Annotated in this window: 15 protein-coding genes; 7 read left to right on the top strand and 8 right to left on the bottom strand. The window is 70.8% G+C overall.

Annotated elements, in window-relative coordinates:
- Positions 1-21 precede the first annotated feature (21 nt).
- The 3 genes from ACLF3G_RS02850 to dctP form a co-directional block, all read right to left on the bottom strand.
- The gene (locus tag ACLF3G_RS02850) at positions 22-1,317 is read right to left on the bottom strand and encodes a TRAP transporter large permease (protein ID WP_430667801.1); all 1,296 of its coding nucleotides are present in this window, start codon (positions 1,315-1,317) and stop codon (positions 22-24) included.
- Between the two features lie 4 nt (positions 1,318-1,321).
- Positions 1,322-1,831, bottom strand: coding sequence for a TRAP transporter small permease (locus ACLF3G_RS02845; RefSeq protein ID WP_430667800.1), 510 nt, complete (start codon positions 1,829-1,831; stop codon positions 1,322-1,324).
- Between the two features lie 94 nt (positions 1,832-1,925).
- Positions 1,926-2,966: a TRAP transporter substrate-binding protein DctP gene (gene dctP / locus ACLF3G_RS02840; RefSeq protein ID WP_430667799.1), complete on the bottom strand. Its 1,041-nt coding sequence runs from the start codon at positions 2,964-2,966 to the stop codon at positions 1,926-1,928.
- 181 nt (positions 2,967-3,147) lie between these two features.
- On the opposite strand from dctP, the gene leuB reads away from it, so the two are divergent.
- The 4 genes from leuB (at position 3,148) to ACLF3G_RS02820 (ending at position 6,442) form a co-directional block, all read left to right on the top strand.
- Positions 3,148-4,257, top strand: coding sequence for a 3-isopropylmalate dehydrogenase (gene leuB, locus ACLF3G_RS02835; protein ID WP_430667798.1), 1,110 nt, complete (start codon positions 3,148-3,150; stop codon positions 4,255-4,257).
- Between the two features lie 172 nt (positions 4,258-4,429).
- Positions 4,430-4,798 carry a hypothetical protein gene (locus ACLF3G_RS02830; protein WP_430667797.1) on the top strand — a complete coding sequence of 123 codons (369 nt, stop codon included), beginning with the start codon at positions 4,430-4,432 and terminating at the stop codon, positions 4,796-4,798.
- A 134-nt stretch (positions 4,799-4,932) separates the two neighbouring features.
- Complete coding sequence (locus ACLF3G_RS02825) at positions 4,933-5,451, top strand: cysteine dioxygenase (protein WP_430667796.1); 519 nt, start codon at positions 4,933-4,935, stop codon at positions 5,449-5,451.
- A 97-nt stretch (positions 5,452-5,548) separates the two neighbouring features.
- Positions 5,549-6,442, top strand: coding sequence for a DMT family transporter (locus ACLF3G_RS02820; RefSeq protein WP_430667795.1), 894 nt, complete (start codon positions 5,549-5,551; stop codon positions 6,440-6,442).
- A 69-nt stretch (positions 6,443-6,511) separates the two neighbouring features.
- Here ACLF3G_RS02820 and ACLF3G_RS02815 read toward each other — a convergent pair whose 3' ends face one another.
- The 3 genes from ACLF3G_RS02815 to ACLF3G_RS02805 all read right to left on the bottom strand — a co-directional run bounded on the left by ACLF3G_RS02815 (position 6,512) and on the right by ACLF3G_RS02805 (position 8,129).
- On the bottom strand, positions 6,512-6,736 hold the full coding sequence (locus ACLF3G_RS02815; protein WP_430667794.1) for a hypothetical protein: 225 nt from the start codon (positions 6,734-6,736) through the stop codon (positions 6,512-6,514).
- A gap of 204 nt (positions 6,737-6,940) precedes the next feature.
- Positions 6,941-7,630 (bottom strand): CBS domain-containing protein, encoded by a 690-nt coding sequence (locus tag ACLF3G_RS02810; protein WP_430667793.1) that lies wholly within the window; start codon positions 7,628-7,630, stop codon positions 6,941-6,943.
- Positions 7,631-7,694: 64 nt separating this feature from the next.
- A complete protein-coding gene (locus ACLF3G_RS02805; protein WP_430667792.1) occupies positions 7,695-8,129 on the bottom strand; it encodes a PaaI family thioesterase in 435 nt (144 codons plus the stop codon).
- A 203-nt stretch (positions 8,130-8,332) separates the two neighbouring features.
- Here ACLF3G_RS02805 and ACLF3G_RS02800 point away from each other — a divergent pair, with 203 nt between their 5' ends.
- On the top strand, positions 8,333-9,088 hold the full coding sequence (locus ACLF3G_RS02800) for an SDR family NAD(P)-dependent oxidoreductase (RefSeq protein ID WP_430667791.1): 756 nt from the start codon (positions 8,333-8,335) through the stop codon (positions 9,086-9,088).
- Between the two features lies 1 nt (position 9,089).
- Positions 9,090-9,938: a GNAT family N-acetyltransferase gene (locus tag ACLF3G_RS02795; RefSeq protein ID WP_430667790.1), complete on the top strand. Its 849-nt coding sequence runs from the start codon at positions 9,090-9,092 to the stop codon at positions 9,936-9,938.
- Here the strand turns inward: ACLF3G_RS02795 and ACLF3G_RS02790 are convergent.
- Both ACLF3G_RS02790 and ACLF3G_RS02785 read right to left on the bottom strand, forming a co-directional pair.
- Positions 9,908-10,456 (bottom strand): lipocalin family protein, encoded by a 549-nt coding sequence (locus tag ACLF3G_RS02790; protein WP_430667789.1) that lies wholly within the window; start codon positions 10,454-10,456, stop codon positions 9,908-9,910. The genes ACLF3G_RS02795 and ACLF3G_RS02790 overlap by 31 nt on opposite strands.
- Positions 10,453-11,358, bottom strand: a complete 906-nt coding sequence (locus ACLF3G_RS02785) for a polysaccharide deacetylase family protein (protein ID WP_430667788.1) — start codon at positions 11,356-11,358, stop codon at positions 10,453-10,455. Before ACLF3G_RS02785 ends, ACLF3G_RS02790 begins: the two co-directional genes overlap by 4 nt.
- Before the next feature lie 114 nt (positions 11,359-11,472).
- Between ACLF3G_RS02785 and cydD the strand changes: the two genes are divergently transcribed.
- Positions 11,473-13,161 (top strand): thiol reductant ABC exporter subunit CydD, encoded by a 1,689-nt coding sequence (gene cydD / locus ACLF3G_RS02780; RefSeq protein ID WP_430667787.1) that lies wholly within the window; start codon positions 11,473-11,475, stop codon positions 13,159-13,161.
- Positions 13,162-13,171 lie beyond the last annotated feature (10 nt).

Genomic DNA, 13,171 nt, shown 5'->3' with positions numbered 1-13,171 from the left:
GGAGGGCGCTGCCCTCCCCGCTCAGAGGTCGCCGAACAGGCGGGGCAGGAACAGCGCGAGTTCGGGGATGAAGGCGACCAGCAGCAGGGCACCGAGCATCGCCAGGACGAACCAGATCACCCAGGGGATGGTCGATTCCATGGAGGCACCGGCGACCTTGCAGGTGACCATGAGGTTCACCGCCATGGGCGGGGTGAAGGCGCCGATGGCGACGTTCATGGTCAGCAGGATTCCGAACCAGGTCAGGTCCCAGTCGAAGGCGCGGGCGATCGGCAGCAGGATCGGCAGGAAGACCAGGAAGATCGAGATCGCGTCGATCAGCATGCCGGCGACGAGGACCAGCGCGGTGATCATCAGCAGCATCAGCGTCTCGTTGCCGGTGATGCCGACGAGCGTCCGGGCCAGCGCGTCGAAGGCGCCGACGGTGCTGCCGGCATGTGCGAAGATGCTGGCCAGCGCGATGATCATCAGCACCACGGCGGAGATCTCCGCGCTGTCGCGCAGCACGGCGTAGAGGTCGCGGAAGGTCAGGACGCGGTAGATGAACAGCCCGACGAACAGGCCGTAGAAGACGGCGACGACGGCGGCCTCCGTCGGCGTGAAGGCGCCGGAGCGCAGGCCGCCGAGGATGACGATCGGGGCGAGCAGGCCCCAGATGGCGTCCTTGAAGGAGGCCCAGAGCGGCGGGCGGACTTCCTCCGGCGGCGGCAGGCCGAAGCCGTGCAGGCGGGCCAGGACGATGGCGGGGATCAGCAGCGACAGGCCGGCGAGCAGGCCGGGGATGACGCCGCCGAGAAACAGCGCGGGCACGGAGACACCGGGCACCAGCACGGCATAGACGATGAAGGGGATCGAAGGCGGGATCAGCACGGCGGTGGACCCCGCGGCGGCGATCAGGCTGGCGGAATAGGCGCGCGGGTAGCCCTGCTTGATCATCGCCGGCAGCATCACCGCGGCGACGGCGGCGGAATCCGCGGCGCCCGATCCGCTGATGCCGCCGAGCACCAGGCAGACCAGCACGGCGACGATGGCGAGCGCCCCGCGACGGGGTCCGACCAGCGCCTGGGCGAAGACGACGAGGCGGGCGGCGACGCCGGCGCGTTCGAACACCATGCCGGCGAGCACGAACATCGGCAGCGCCAGCAACGGGTACTTGGCGATGCCGGTCCAGATGTTGGTGGGCAGGGCCATGACGCCGAGGCCCTCGACGGCGATGACCAGGAACCCCGCGAGGCCGAGCGAGACGCCGATCGGCACGCCGGTGAACAGCAGCAGGAAGAAGACGCCAAGGAGGATGAGCGAGCCTTCGAGGACCATCGGATCAGGCCCGCGCCACGCGCCACATGCGGCCGGCGATGCGCAGGCAGATCACGGCCGACAGCAGCGGCATCCAGACGGTGTAGTACCAGGAGGGCACGCCGAGGCCGGGGGACAGCACCTCGAAGCGGTATTCGTCCCAGGTGTACCAGGCGCCGAGCCAGGCGATGGCGGCGAAGATGCCGAGGCTGACCAGCAGGACGAACTGCTCGACGAGGCGGGCGGTGCGGACCGGCAGTTTCTCGGTGAAGAAGGTCATGCGGATGTGTCGGTCGTTGCCGAAGGCGGCGGCGGCGCCGACGAAGGCCATCACCACCATCAGCGCCACCGAGTATTCCTCGGTGAAGGCGAAGGAGACGTCGGTGAAGTAGCGGACCACGACGTTGGCGAAGGTGATGAGGGCGAGGGCGCCCATGATGGCGGCGCCGATGGCGCCCTCGATCGTCACTGGGATGCGCGGTGGCGCTTCCCCCAGTTGCAGGCCGGGGGCCTGGATGTCGGCGTGTTCGGTCATGGAGCGGTCCCGGTATGGGGCGGAGGGGGTGCGGGTCGCGGCGTCCCCCTCACCCAACTCTCCCCCATGAGAGGGAGAGAGGGCTTTCTTGGCTTCAGGCGCGGGCTGTGCCGATGGCGGCTTCGGCGCGCCGGACGAGGTCGGCGCCGACCGTCTGGGCGTATTTGTCGTAGACGCTGCGGGTGGCGCGGGCGAAGGCCTGCTTCTCGGCGTCCGACAGGATGGTGACGGTGACATTGCGGCGCGCCAGTTCATCGAGCGAGGAACGGTCGCCATCGGCGCCGAGGCCCTTGCGGCTGGCGGCGATCTGGATGTCGGCGGCTTCCTGTGCGCAGGCGCGGACCAGCTCGCGGTCGGCGGGGGAGAAGCTGGCGAGCACCGGCTTGGTCAGCAGGAAGATGCCAGCGTCCGCCACGTAGTTCCAGATGGTCAGGTGGCGCTGCGCCAGCGTGTCCATGCGGAAGCCGAGGAACAGGTTGACGGGGTTTTCCTGGCCGTCGACGGCGCCGGTGGACAGCGCAGGCTGCAAATCGGCGAAGGACATCTGCACCGGGTTGGCGCCGAGGGCGGTGTAGATCTCGGAGAAGATGGCGCCGGCGGCGAAGCGGATCTTCATGCCGCGCAGATCCTCCGGCGTGCGGATGGCGCGCTTGCTGTTGGAGATCTCGCGGAAACCGTTCTCGCCCCAGGCGAGCGGCTGCACGTCGCGGGATTCGAGGGTGCGGAACAGCTCCGTGCCGATCGGGCCCCTGATGATGGCGTCGAAGCCGCGGCTGTCCTGCAGCAGGAAGGGCAGGGAAAACAGGTTCATCTCGCGGATCTGCGGCGAGATGTTGATGGTGGAGAACACGGCGAAATCGATGACGCCCTGGCGCATGGCGACGAGTTCGCGGGTCTGGTCGCCGCCGACGAGCTGGCTGCCGGGATAGACCTTGACGTTGATGCGGCCGCCGGAGCGTTCGGTGACGAGCTCGGCCCATTTGAAGGCGCCATCGGCCAGCGGGATGGTGCGGTTGCCGACGACGGAAAGCTTGTATTCGGATTTGTACTGGGTCTGCGCACGGGCGACGTGCGGGCTGGCGAGCGCGCCGGCGGCGGCCGCCAGCGCAAGGCGGCGGGTGATCAAGGTCGTCATCGGGTCCCCTCCCTAATCTGCCGCGCCTTTCCGGCCGGCTGTTCCGGGGGCGGAGAATGCGGGCGCGCGGCTGGGTTAAGCAAGGGGGGCGTTTCGGGCGCGGGCGGGTGGCTTGACCGGTGGGTCGGCCGGTCGGATTCAGGGCAAGCGCGGTTTGCGCCAAGACCCGAGGAAGCCTGCCATGACCGAGACCCGACCCGTGCATATCCTGGCACTCGGGGGCGATGGCATCGGGCCGGAGGTGACGGGCCAGGCGCTGCGGGTGCTGCGCCACATGCAGGCGCGGCACGGGTTGGACCTCGTGATCGAGGAGATGCCCTATGGCAATGCCGTGTGGCGCGAGACCGGGCGGTTGCTGCCGGCGGAGACCGAGGCGGTGCTGGCGCGGACCGATGCGGTGCTGTTCGGGGCTGCGGACAGCCTGGGGCGCGGCGCCATATCCCCGGAGGAACGAGCGCGCGGCAGCCTGTTGGCGCTGCGGCGGCGGCTCGGGCTGTTCGCGAATTTGCGGCCGGTGCGGGCAGAACGGGCACTGGACGAGGTTTCGCCGTTCAAGCCGCGCATCCTGGCGGGGGTGGATCTGGTGTTCGTTCGGGAGCTTTCGGGCGGGGTCTATTACGGCGAGCCGCGTGGGATCGAGCGGCATGCGGATGGTGCGCGGCGCGGCGTCAACACGCATGTCTATACCGAGGACCAGATCATCCGCGCGGCGCGCTTCGCCTTCGCGCTGGCGCGCGGCCGACGGGGGCGGCTGACCAGCGTGGACAAGGCGAACGTCATGGAGGCGGGGGCGCTGTGGCGCCAGGTGGTGACGGCGCTGCACCAGGACGAATTCCGCGACATCGCGCTGGACCACATGCTGGCGGATACCTGCGCGCTGATGCTCGGGCGCGATCCGCAGCGCTTCGACGTGGTGCTGACGGACAATCTGTTCGGCGATCTGCTGTCCGATGGCGCGGCGGCGCTAGCGGGCAGCCTGGGGTTGCTGCCGAGCGCGTCCCTGTCCGCGCCGGCGCCGGATGGGCGGCGGCGGGCCTTGTATGAGCCGGTGCATGGTTCGGCGCCGGATATCGCCGGGAAGGGCGTGGCGAACCCTCTGGCGGCGATCCTGTCGGTCGCACTGCTGTTGCGCTGGAGCGCGGGGGCGGAGGCGGCGGCGCGGGAGGTGGAGGCGGCAGTGACTGCGGCCCTGGGGGCGGGGGCGCGGACGACGGATATCGCGCTGCCGGGAGAGGCGGTTCTGGGGACGGCGGCGATGGGAGATGCGGTGCTGGCGCGGCTCGGCGCTTGAAGTTGCTTTCGGGATCGGTTCGGCAGCCGGGGGGTCTACAGGAAAACGCCCTGCACGTTTCGAGCGAGGCGTTCGACACAATTACGCTCGCGAATAGTGGTTAACCTCCGTTACGCTCGCTCGATCCGCCGCAAAAGCCATAGTGGCCCGGCGGGTGCGGAGGAGCGGACAGATGAGCGAGCAGGTCGGTGATACCAGGACTCTCGAGGAACGGCGGGCGTCGAGCCAGGCGGGCCAGCAGCAATGGGGCTGGGATGCCAAGAACGTGCCCCAGCACGTCAAGAACGTCGTCGCCGGCCTGCCGAAGGTCGTCCAGGACCAGTACGAGATTACCTTGCTCAACATGGCAAGCCAATCCGCGAGCCTGGGTCCGGGGGACGGTGCGTTGCGGTACCTGTCCGGCTGGAACCACAAGCGGTTCTCCGGACAGTACTGCCTGCTTTACAAATGGGAATTGCGCAACGACGGGAAGGGCTACTTCCTCGCCGTGAAGGGCATCGGGCGGAAGAACGGGAACGGCAACGACTATGGCCTGATCTAGCCAGCTGGCCGGCGGGCGATGGTGAGACGGAAACGCCTGTCACCCAGCGCTTTGGGAGAAGGCGGGTCTACTTCGGACTTGTCCGGGAGAAAAATCATGGTGTAGGGTCGCGGTCATCGAGGAAGAACCCGCCGATGACCTTCATGCGCGCCCGCCCGAAGCTGGAGACCATGCTCGCCGGGATCGACGCCGCGGTTCGGCAGCCGGACGCGATGCGGCCGCGGGCGGTGGCGGAGGCGATCCAGGCCTTCGCGGCGGACCCCGGGCTGCTGGCGGGGCTGGATTGCCCCTGTTGTCCGGACCGGTATGTGCGGCACCTGCTTCGGGCCGGCGATGGCTACGCGGTCGTGGCGCTGGTCTGGCGGCCGGGGCAGATGTCGCCGGTGCATGGGCACCGGACCTGGTGCGCGCTGGGGGTGCATCAGGGGGTCCTGACAGAGACGTACTACGCCCCGGCGGAGGGCGAGGGAGATTTGCCGCAGCCGCACGCCACGCAGTTGCTGCGGCCGGGGGAGGGCAGCCACGGGCCGGCCGACCCGACGCTGATCCACCGGCTGGCCAACCTGTCCTGCCGCACGGCGATTTCCATCCATTGCTACGGCGTCGGCTTCGACCGCTTCGGGCAGGATGTGAACGAGGTTCACGCCGCCTGACGGCACGCCGGGTGAAGCCCGGCCTGACAGCGTGCCTGGGAATACCCGACCGGACGGGCTAGGCTGCGGCCGTGCCCTTCTCCTCATCGCCGCGCGCTTGACGCCGGCTTCCCGCAACCTGGTCATCGGGCTGCTGTTCGGTCTCGTCGCGGCGATCACCTGGGGTGGCCAGGCGGTGGTGGCGCGCAGCGGGACGGTGGCGGGGTATTCGCCGCTGGATCTCGCCACCTTGCGCTACGGCGCGGCGGCGCTGGTGCTGGCGCCGTTTGCCTGGCGGGCGCGGCACGTGCTGACCGGGATCGGGCTGCCGAAGCTGATGGGGCTGGTGGCGACCGGGGGCGCGCTGAATGCGCTGCTGTTCGGCTGGGGCCTGGTCTATGCGCCGGCGAGCCATGGCGGGACCATCGCGCCGATCACCGCGGCGGTGATGGGGGCGGTGCTGGCGGTGCCGCTGCTGGGGGAGCGCCCGACGCGCGGGCGGGCGGTGGCGCTGGGGTTCATCGCCTGCGGTGTGCTGCTGATCGGCTGGGATGGCATTGGCGGCGCGCATCCGGGGGCGTGGCGCGGCGACATCATCCTGGTTGCGGCGGGGACGGTGTGGGCGGCGTTCACGCTGCTGCTGCGGCGCTGGCGAATTCCGGCGCTGGCGGGAAATGCGGCGATGAGCGTGCTGTCGGCGGCGGTGCTGCTGCCGCCCTGGTTGCTGCTGGGCGGCGGCGTGGTGCCGGACATGCCGTGGCAGTCGAACATGCTGCAGGCGGTGGGGCAGGGTGTGATGTCGACCGCCATCGCGACGACGCTGTATGCGCGGGCCGGGGAGTTGATGGGCGCGACGCGGACCGCCTGCCTGACGGCGATGGTGCCGGTGGCGGCGGTGCTGCTTTCGGTGCTGATCTTGGGCGAGCCGCTCGGCTGGGCGAAGCTGGCCGGGGTGGTGCTGGCGGTGGTGGCGATGCTGGCGGCGGTGCTGTTCACCGGGCGACGAGTCTAGATCCGGCCGGGCGCTGATAGAAGCGCCACACAGCCTCCGGCTCATTGCTTCACCTCAGACGATCACACTCTAGGGGGTGGGAGACTCCCGGGCCCAGCGCGGCATGGCGCAACCGCCGAGGGCGGCGACACGGTCGCGGGCCAGCAGCTTCTCGCGGCTGAGGCGGCGGATCAGCGCCTCGTCCGGCGTGGCGCGCAGGCGCTCGGCCGTGATCTGAAGGTCCAACTCGCGCAGGCGTTCGGCAAGCCGTCCCTTGAGCGACCCATCCGACACGCTGAAGCCAGAGCCATCCATGACGCCCACCTTTGTCCCTTGCGCCGCGCGGGGGCGCGGCGGTTTCAGGTTGGAGGCCCGACATCGCGGAATGCCGGGGGTGCGCCGCCAGAGGGGCCCGGGCCTCAATTGAAAATCCTGGTCTCGATTTTCGGCGACTTCAAGGCGAAAGCGCCGAATACCTGATGACTCGCCGGAGCGTGTTGTTCCTGCGCCCGGCGCCGATCAGGCGCCCACGACCGGCAGCGGCGGGCGTTCCACCATCACCTTCACGTCGCGGACGCCGGGCAGGTTCTCCGCCAGGACGTGCAGTGCGCGCCGGACGGACTCGTTGCGGCAGAAGCCGTGGAAATAGACGACGCCGTCCTTGACCTCGGGGAAGATGTAGAAGGCATCGATCCAGGGCTGGGTCTTCATGGCCGCGAGCAGGTCGCGGCGGATGCGTTCATCCGGTGCGTCGGCGGCCAGAGCTTCGGGCGGTTGCAGAAGCGCGCGGATCAGGTCGGCGCGGGAGACGATTCCCACGAGCCTGTCGCCGCGCACCACGGGAATGCGGCGGATGTTCCGCTGCTCCATGGCCTGCGCCAGCTTCTCGATCGGCATGTCTTCCTCCGCCGAGACGGCGCCGCGGGTCATGACGTCGGCGGCGGTTCGGCCGTGGGTGCGGGCGAAGCGGTCCGCTTGCTTGGCGGCGGGGGCCAGCAGGGTGGCGATCCAGCTTTCGGGCTTGTCCAGCGGGGCGGCGAGGCGGCGCAGCAGGTCGCCCTCCGTCACCATGCCGACCAGGCGGCCCTCAGCATCGACCACCGGGGCGCCGGAGATGCCGCGCTCGGCGAAGGCGCGTGCCACCACCTGGATGGGGGTTTCCGGTGGGAAGCTGATCGGGTCGGGGGTCATCAGGTCGCGGGCGCGCATCTTGCTTTCCTCCATCTCCGTTGGGGAAGATATGGGATTGCGGGTATGTAATGTGAAGGGGTTTTCATCTTTGCCGGGGCCGGGCGGCCCAACTCGTGGTGGCGTGGGCGCAGGCTTCGGCGGCACCTTCCGCGCGGAGGGTGATCTCGCCGTAGGATAGGGTCCGGCCGCGCTTGATGACGCGGGCCTCGGCCAGGACGGGGCGGGGCGGTGGCGGGCGGAGGAAGGTGATGGCGAGGCTGGCCGTCAGGCTCTCGTCCTGGCCCTCGCTGAGGGATAGCAGCGCGACCCACATGGCGACGTCGGCGAGGCCCATGAGGGCGGGGCCGGAGACGGTGCCGCCGGGGCGCAGCAGGTCGGCGCGGAAGGGCAGGCGTAGAAGGGCGAGGCCGGCGCTGAAGGACAGCACCTCGATCTCCCAGGCGGCGGCGAGCGGCACGCCCTGGTGCACGCGGGCCTGCATCTCGGCGAGGGTGATGGTCGCGGGCGTGTCGGACATGCGGCGGCTTTCAAGGGGTGCGGCAGCATCGCGTGGAATCGGGTCGCTGCAAGGGGCGTGGGGCGGCGCCTGTTCGGCGTCTTGCCGGCGGCGGTAGGAGCGGGCATGCCAACGCAACGAACCGGCATGTCCTGGCCACGCAGGCGCTGCTGAACTCGGAGCGCATCGTGGTGGGCGGTCGGCGGGCGGTGGAGGCTGTTGGGATGAGCAGGGCGTTGGCGGGGCAGGTGGCAATCATCACCGGCGGCAGCCGCGGGATCGGGCGCGCCATCGCGCTGCTGTTCGCCCGCGAGGGGGCAGACATCGCTTTCTGCCATCTGCATGACGAGGCAGGTGCGGCGGAGGTCTCGGCGCAGATCACCGCGATGGGGCGGCGGGTGCATGCTGTGGACCTCGACGTGGCGGACCTGCCGGCGCTGCGGGCTTTCATTGCCGGGGCGGAGGCGACGCTCGGGCCGTGCGACGTGCTGGTGAACAATGCCGGGCTGAACCTGCGCGGGCCGATTGAGGCGGTGACGGAGGCGATGTTCGACCGAGTGATGGACGTGCATGTGAAGGCGAGCTTCTTCGCGGCGCAGGCGGTGTGGGACGGCATGGCGGCGCGTGGACGCGGGCGGATCATCACCACGGCGAGTCAACTCGGGCTGAAAGGCGCGGCGAACATCGTGCCGTACTGCATGGCGAAGGCGGCGCTGATCGGGTTCACGCGGGCCCTGGCTCATGAGGGGGCGCCGAAGGGCATCCTGGTGAACGCGATCGCGCCGGGGCCGGTGGTGAGCGAGTTGACGGCGCAGCTTGGCGAGGGGTGGGCGGAGCGGACGGGAGCGAAGCTGCCGCTGGGGCGCGTCGGGCAGCCGGAGGAGATCGCGCACGCGGCGCTGCTGCTGGCATCGTCTCCCGGCGGTGACTTCTTCGTCGGCGCCACGCTGTCGCCGAATGGCGGCGACGTGATGCACTGAGATGAGGATCGTCACCCTTGATGCGGCGCGCGCGGCGACCGCTGTGGAGTGGGCGGCCGCGGAGGGGTGGAATCCGGGGCTTTCGGACCTGCCGTGTTTCCTGGCGCAGGATGCGCAGGCATTCCTGGCCGTGGAGCAGGACGGTGCCTTGTCCGCGGTAATCGCCGCGACACGCTACGGCGCGACGTTCGGCTTTATCGGCTTCTACATCGCGCGCCCGGACCTGCGTGGGAAGGGGCACGGAATGGCGGTGTGGCGGGCGGCGATGGCGCGGCTGGCGGGGCGGCTGGTCGGGCTGGATGGGGTGGTGGCGCAGCAGGCGAACTACCGGAAATCGGGGTTTTGTCTCGCCTGGAACAACATCCGGTTTGGCGGCGTGCCGGGGGCGCTGCCGGTGCCGGCGGGCATTGTCCCGGCGGGGATCGTCCCGGCGGGGGAGGTGCCCTTCGCGGCGCTGGCGGCGCTGGACCGGGGTGTGTTTCCGGCGGCGCGGGAGGATTTCCTGCGGGCGTGGCTGACGGCGCCGGGGCATGTGGCGCTGGCGCATGTGACGGCGGGCGAGGTCGACGGCTTCGGCGTGATCCGGCCGGCGCGGGAGGGGCACAAGGTGGGGCCGCTGGTGGCGGGGTCGCCGGCGGTTGCGGAGGCACTGCTGGCGGGGCTGCTGGCGCGGGTACCGGGCGGCGGCACGGTGTTCCTCGACGTGCCGGAGCCGCAGCGGGAGGCGGTGCGGCTGGCGGAGCGGCTGGGGCTGCGGCCGGTGTTCGAGACGGCTCGGATGTACACCGGGCCGGCACCGGAAATCCGGGCCGCGCAGCTTTACGGCGTGGCGACGTTCGAGCTGGGCTGAGGCGTGCGGCGCAGGCGGGCAGGGTCGAAACCCTCGCGCGCAGCGATGGCCGTGGCGGCGGCGTAGTCGGCCTCCGTCATCGCGCGGGTGCGGGACAGGACCCAGAGGTATTTGCGGTTGGGGGCGCCGACCAGGGCCCAGCGGTAGTCGGGGTCCAGGCCGAGCACCCAGTAGTCGCCGTAGAAGGGCCAGAAGAAGCTGACGCGCAGTTTCGCATTGCCGGTGCCGTCCACGGCGTAGGCGCTGCCGTTGGCGATGTTGGGCTGGCCGGCGGCGTCTTCGCAGCGGTTGATGACGCCGATCTGGCCATCGGGCCGCGCCGTATAGGTGGCGCTGGTGGCGATGCAGACCTGGCCGGGGGCGTCCTGGAAGCTGTTCGGGTAGCGGGCGATTTCGAACCAGATGCCGGCGTAGCGGGCGAGGTCGACCTGGGCGACCGTGGCGGGCGGCGGGCCGGAGGGCGCGGTGCTGCACGCGGCGAGCAGCAGTAGCAGGGCCGAGGCGAGGAGGCGGGTCATTCGCAAAACTCCGAACCGGGGATGATGCCGGGGGGCAGGGTGGCGACGTGGTCGAAGATGGCGCCGGCGGTGGTGATCCAGATGGCGTCGCGGTGCCGGGCGATCTCGGTCAGCGCGCGGCGCAGATGCCGCATGCGGTGCGGCTGGCCGATGATGTAGGGGTGCAGCGCGATACCCATGACCTGGGCCAGGCCGTCCGCCACCTGGTGCAGGCGCTCGTGGAAATCGTCCAGGATGGTGGTGGCGAATTGCTCGGATGAGTCCTTGCGGCCGACGATGGCGGGGATGTCGTTGACCTCCTGCGGGTAGGGCATGGCGAGCAGGGGGCCGGCGCGGGTCGCCATCCAGATGGGGGCGTCGTCGGCGCACCAGTTCATGGAATAACGGTAGCCGGCCTCGGCCAGCAGGTCCGGCGTGGTGCGGCTTTCGGCGATCCAGGGGCTGAGCCAGCCGCGCGGGGCGGCGCCTTCGTGGTGGGTCAGGGCGGCGGTCGATTCGGCGATGAGGGCGGCCTCGCCGGGTTCGGGCAGGATGGACTGGCGTTCGGAGTTGGTGCGTCCGTGGCCGGCCATTTCGTCGCCGCGGGCGCGGTGGGCGGCGATAAGGTCAGGCGCGTAATCGTACATTGCGCTGTTCAGCAGGACCGTGGCCGGGAACGACAATTCGTCCAGCAGGTCGAGCAGGCGCCAGGCGCCGACGCGGTTGCCGTAGTCGCGCCAGGCGAAGTTCAGGACATCGGGCTGCGGGCCGCCGGCCGCGAGTTCGGCGCCGAGGCCTTCGCCGAAGGCGAAGTGCTCCAGGTTGACGCCGAGATAGACCGCGAGACGCGTGCCGTTGGGCCAGGCATAGGGGGTGCGGCCGCGCCAGGGCGTGTAGGCGTAGCGACCATGGGTGGGCAGCATGTGGCGAGGCTCCGGCGGCGGTGAGGGCAGGGTGGGGATTCCGCGCCACAGGGCAAGTCCATTGGTCACGACGGGGTGACCAAAGCGAGCCGCTGGCGTATCTTACGAGGTGACATGCCAAGGGCGAGACAAGGGGGGGATGCGGCGTCCGCGCTGCTGCAGCGCGAGGCGCGGGCGGCACGCCGGCGGCTGGGCTTGCCGGTGGGGCTGGGCGCGGCCCAGGTCGCCATCGGCATCGCGCAGGCCTGGCTGATCGCCACCCTGATCGCTCGGCTTCTGGGATATGGCGAGGCCGGCTGGGGCAGCCTGGCGGCGGTTGCGGCGCTGGCGCTGGTCTCCGCAGGGCTGGGCGTGGCGCAGGAACGCGCGCTGATCGCGGCGGGGGAGGCGGCGAAGGCCAGGCTGCGAGGCGCTGCGTTCGAGCGGCTTCTGGCCGGCGGCGCCGGGGACCAGCGGCCGGTGGGCGAGCGCGCGGCGCTGGTGGTGGACCGCATCGAGGCGCTGGAAGGGTTCCTCACGCGCTGGCTGCCGGCGGCGATGCTGGCGATGATCGGGCCGGGGCTGGTGGTGCTGGCGGCCTTCACGGTGGATGCGACGAGCGGGGCCATCCTGCTGGTGGCGGCGCTGCTGGTACCGGTGGCGATGGCGCTGACCGGGATCGGTGCGGCACAGGCCAGCCGCCGCCAATTCGCGGCGCTCGACCAGCTTTCGGGGCGGTTCCTGGATCGGATGCGCGGGTTGCCGACTCTGGTGCTGTTCCGGCGGCAGGAGGCGGAGGCCGAGGCACTGGGCGTGGCGGCGCAGGATCTGCGGGCGCGGACCATGCGGGTGCTGCGGGTCGCGTTCCTGTCCTCGGCGTCGATGGAGGCGCTGGCGGCCGGGGCGATCGCGTGCCTGGCGATCCGGCACGGGGCGATACTGGGCGCCAATCATCCGGACCCGGCGGGCGCGATCTTCTGCCTGCTGCTGGTGCCGGCACTGTTCACGCCGCTGCGGGCCTTCTCGCAGGCCTATCACGAGCGGCTTTCCGCGCGAGGCGCGGCGGCTGAGCTGGCGCCGCTGCTGGAGGTGGAGCCGGCGGGCGGGCTGCTGCTGGAGGAGATGCCGCGGAAGCTGACGGTGGCGTTCCAGGATGTGCGGCTGGTCTATGACCCGACGCGGCCGGCGGCGCTGGATGGGCTGAGCTTCCGGGTGATGGCCGGGGAGACGCTGGTGCTGGCGGGGCAGTCGGGGGCGGGCAAGTCCTCCGTCCTGCGCCTGCTGATGGGATTCCTGCGGCCGGATGGCGGGCGGATTTCGCTGAACGGGCGGGACGCCACGAAGCTGGCGCCGGCGGAGCTGCGGCGGCTGTCCTCCTATGTCGGGCAGCGGGCGCATCTTTTCCGCGCCAGCATCCGGGAGAATATCGCGCTGGCGCGGCCGGGAGCCTCGGCGGCGGAGGTCGAGGCGGCGGCGGTGGCGGCGCGGGTGGTGGATTTCGCCAAGGCGCTGCCGCAGGGTCTGGACACGCTGGTGGGCGAGGGCGGCTTCGGGCTGTCCGGTGGGCAGGCGCAGCGGGTGGCGATCGCGCGGGCCTTCCTGCGGGATGCGCCGCTGGTGCTGCTGGATGAGCCGACGGCGCATCTGGACCCGGGGACCGAGTCGGAGGTGCTGGACAGCCTGCGGCGGCTGTGTTCGGGGCGGACCGCGATCATCGCCAGCCATAGCCGGGCGGCGCAGCGCGCGCTCGGGCGGGTGCTGGAGATCGAGGCCGGGCGGGCCGTGGGGCAGCAGGGCGTGGCGGGAAGGCTGGCGGGGGAATGAGGGAGGTCGG

The organism is Falsiroseomonas sp. HC035, from assembly GCF_050563525.1.
Lineage (GTDB): Bacteria > Pseudomonadota > Alphaproteobacteria > Acetobacterales > Acetobacteraceae > Falsiroseomonas.
This window is presented reverse-complemented; position numbering and strand designations above follow the sequence as displayed.

What these genes read in the sequence shown, in the direction of transcription:
- ACLF3G_RS02795 (WP_430667790.1), top strand. Translation starts at nt 9,090, where the DNA reads ATGAGGATCGTCACCCTTGATGCGGCGCGCGCGGCGACCGCTGTGGAG.
- leuB (WP_430667798.1), top strand. Translation starts at nt 3,148, where the DNA reads ATGACCGAGACCCGACCCGTGCATATCCTGGCACTCGGGGGCGATGGC.
- ACLF3G_RS02815 (WP_430667794.1), bottom strand. Translation starts at nt 6,736, where the DNA reads ATGGATGGCTCTGGCTTCAGCGTGTCGGATGGGTCGCTCAAGGGACGG.
- ACLF3G_RS02790 (WP_430667789.1), bottom strand. Translation starts at nt 10,456, where the DNA reads ATGACCCGCCTCCTCGCCTCGGCCCTGCTACTGCTGCTCGCCGCGTGC.
- ACLF3G_RS02800 (WP_430667791.1), top strand. Translation starts at nt 8,333, where the DNA reads ATGAGCAGGGCGTTGGCGGGGCAGGTGGCAATCATCACCGGCGGCAGC.
- dctP (WP_430667799.1), bottom strand. Translation starts at nt 2,966, where the DNA reads ATGACGACCTTGATCACCCGCCGCCTTGCGCTGGCGGCCGCCGCCGGC.
- ACLF3G_RS02825 (WP_430667796.1), top strand. Translation starts at nt 4,933, where the DNA reads ATGACCTTCATGCGCGCCCGCCCGAAGCTGGAGACCATGCTCGCCGGG.
- ACLF3G_RS02830 (WP_430667797.1), top strand. Translation starts at nt 4,430, where the DNA reads ATGAGCGAGCAGGTCGGTGATACCAGGACTCTCGAGGAACGGCGGGCG.
- cydD (WP_430667787.1), top strand. Translation starts at nt 11,473, where the DNA reads ATGCCAAGGGCGAGACAAGGGGGGGATGCGGCGTCCGCGCTGCTGCAG.
- ACLF3G_RS02810 (WP_430667793.1), bottom strand. Translation starts at nt 7,630, where the DNA reads ATGCGCGCCCGCGACCTGATGACCCCCGACCCGATCAGCTTCCCACCG.
- ACLF3G_RS02785 (WP_430667788.1), bottom strand. Translation starts at nt 11,358, where the DNA reads ATGCTGCCCACCCATGGTCGCTACGCCTACACGCCCTGGCGCGGCCGC.
- ACLF3G_RS02845 (WP_430667800.1), bottom strand. Translation starts at nt 1,831, where the DNA reads ATGACCGAACACGCCGACATCCAGGCCCCCGGCCTGCAACTGGGGGAA.
- ACLF3G_RS02805 (WP_430667792.1), bottom strand. Translation starts at nt 8,129, where the DNA reads ATGTCCGACACGCCCGCGACCATCACCCTCGCCGAGATGCAGGCCCGC.
- ACLF3G_RS02850 (WP_430667801.1), bottom strand. Translation starts at nt 1,317, where the DNA reads ATGGTCCTCGAAGGCTCGCTCATCCTCCTTGGCGTCTTCTTCCTGCTG.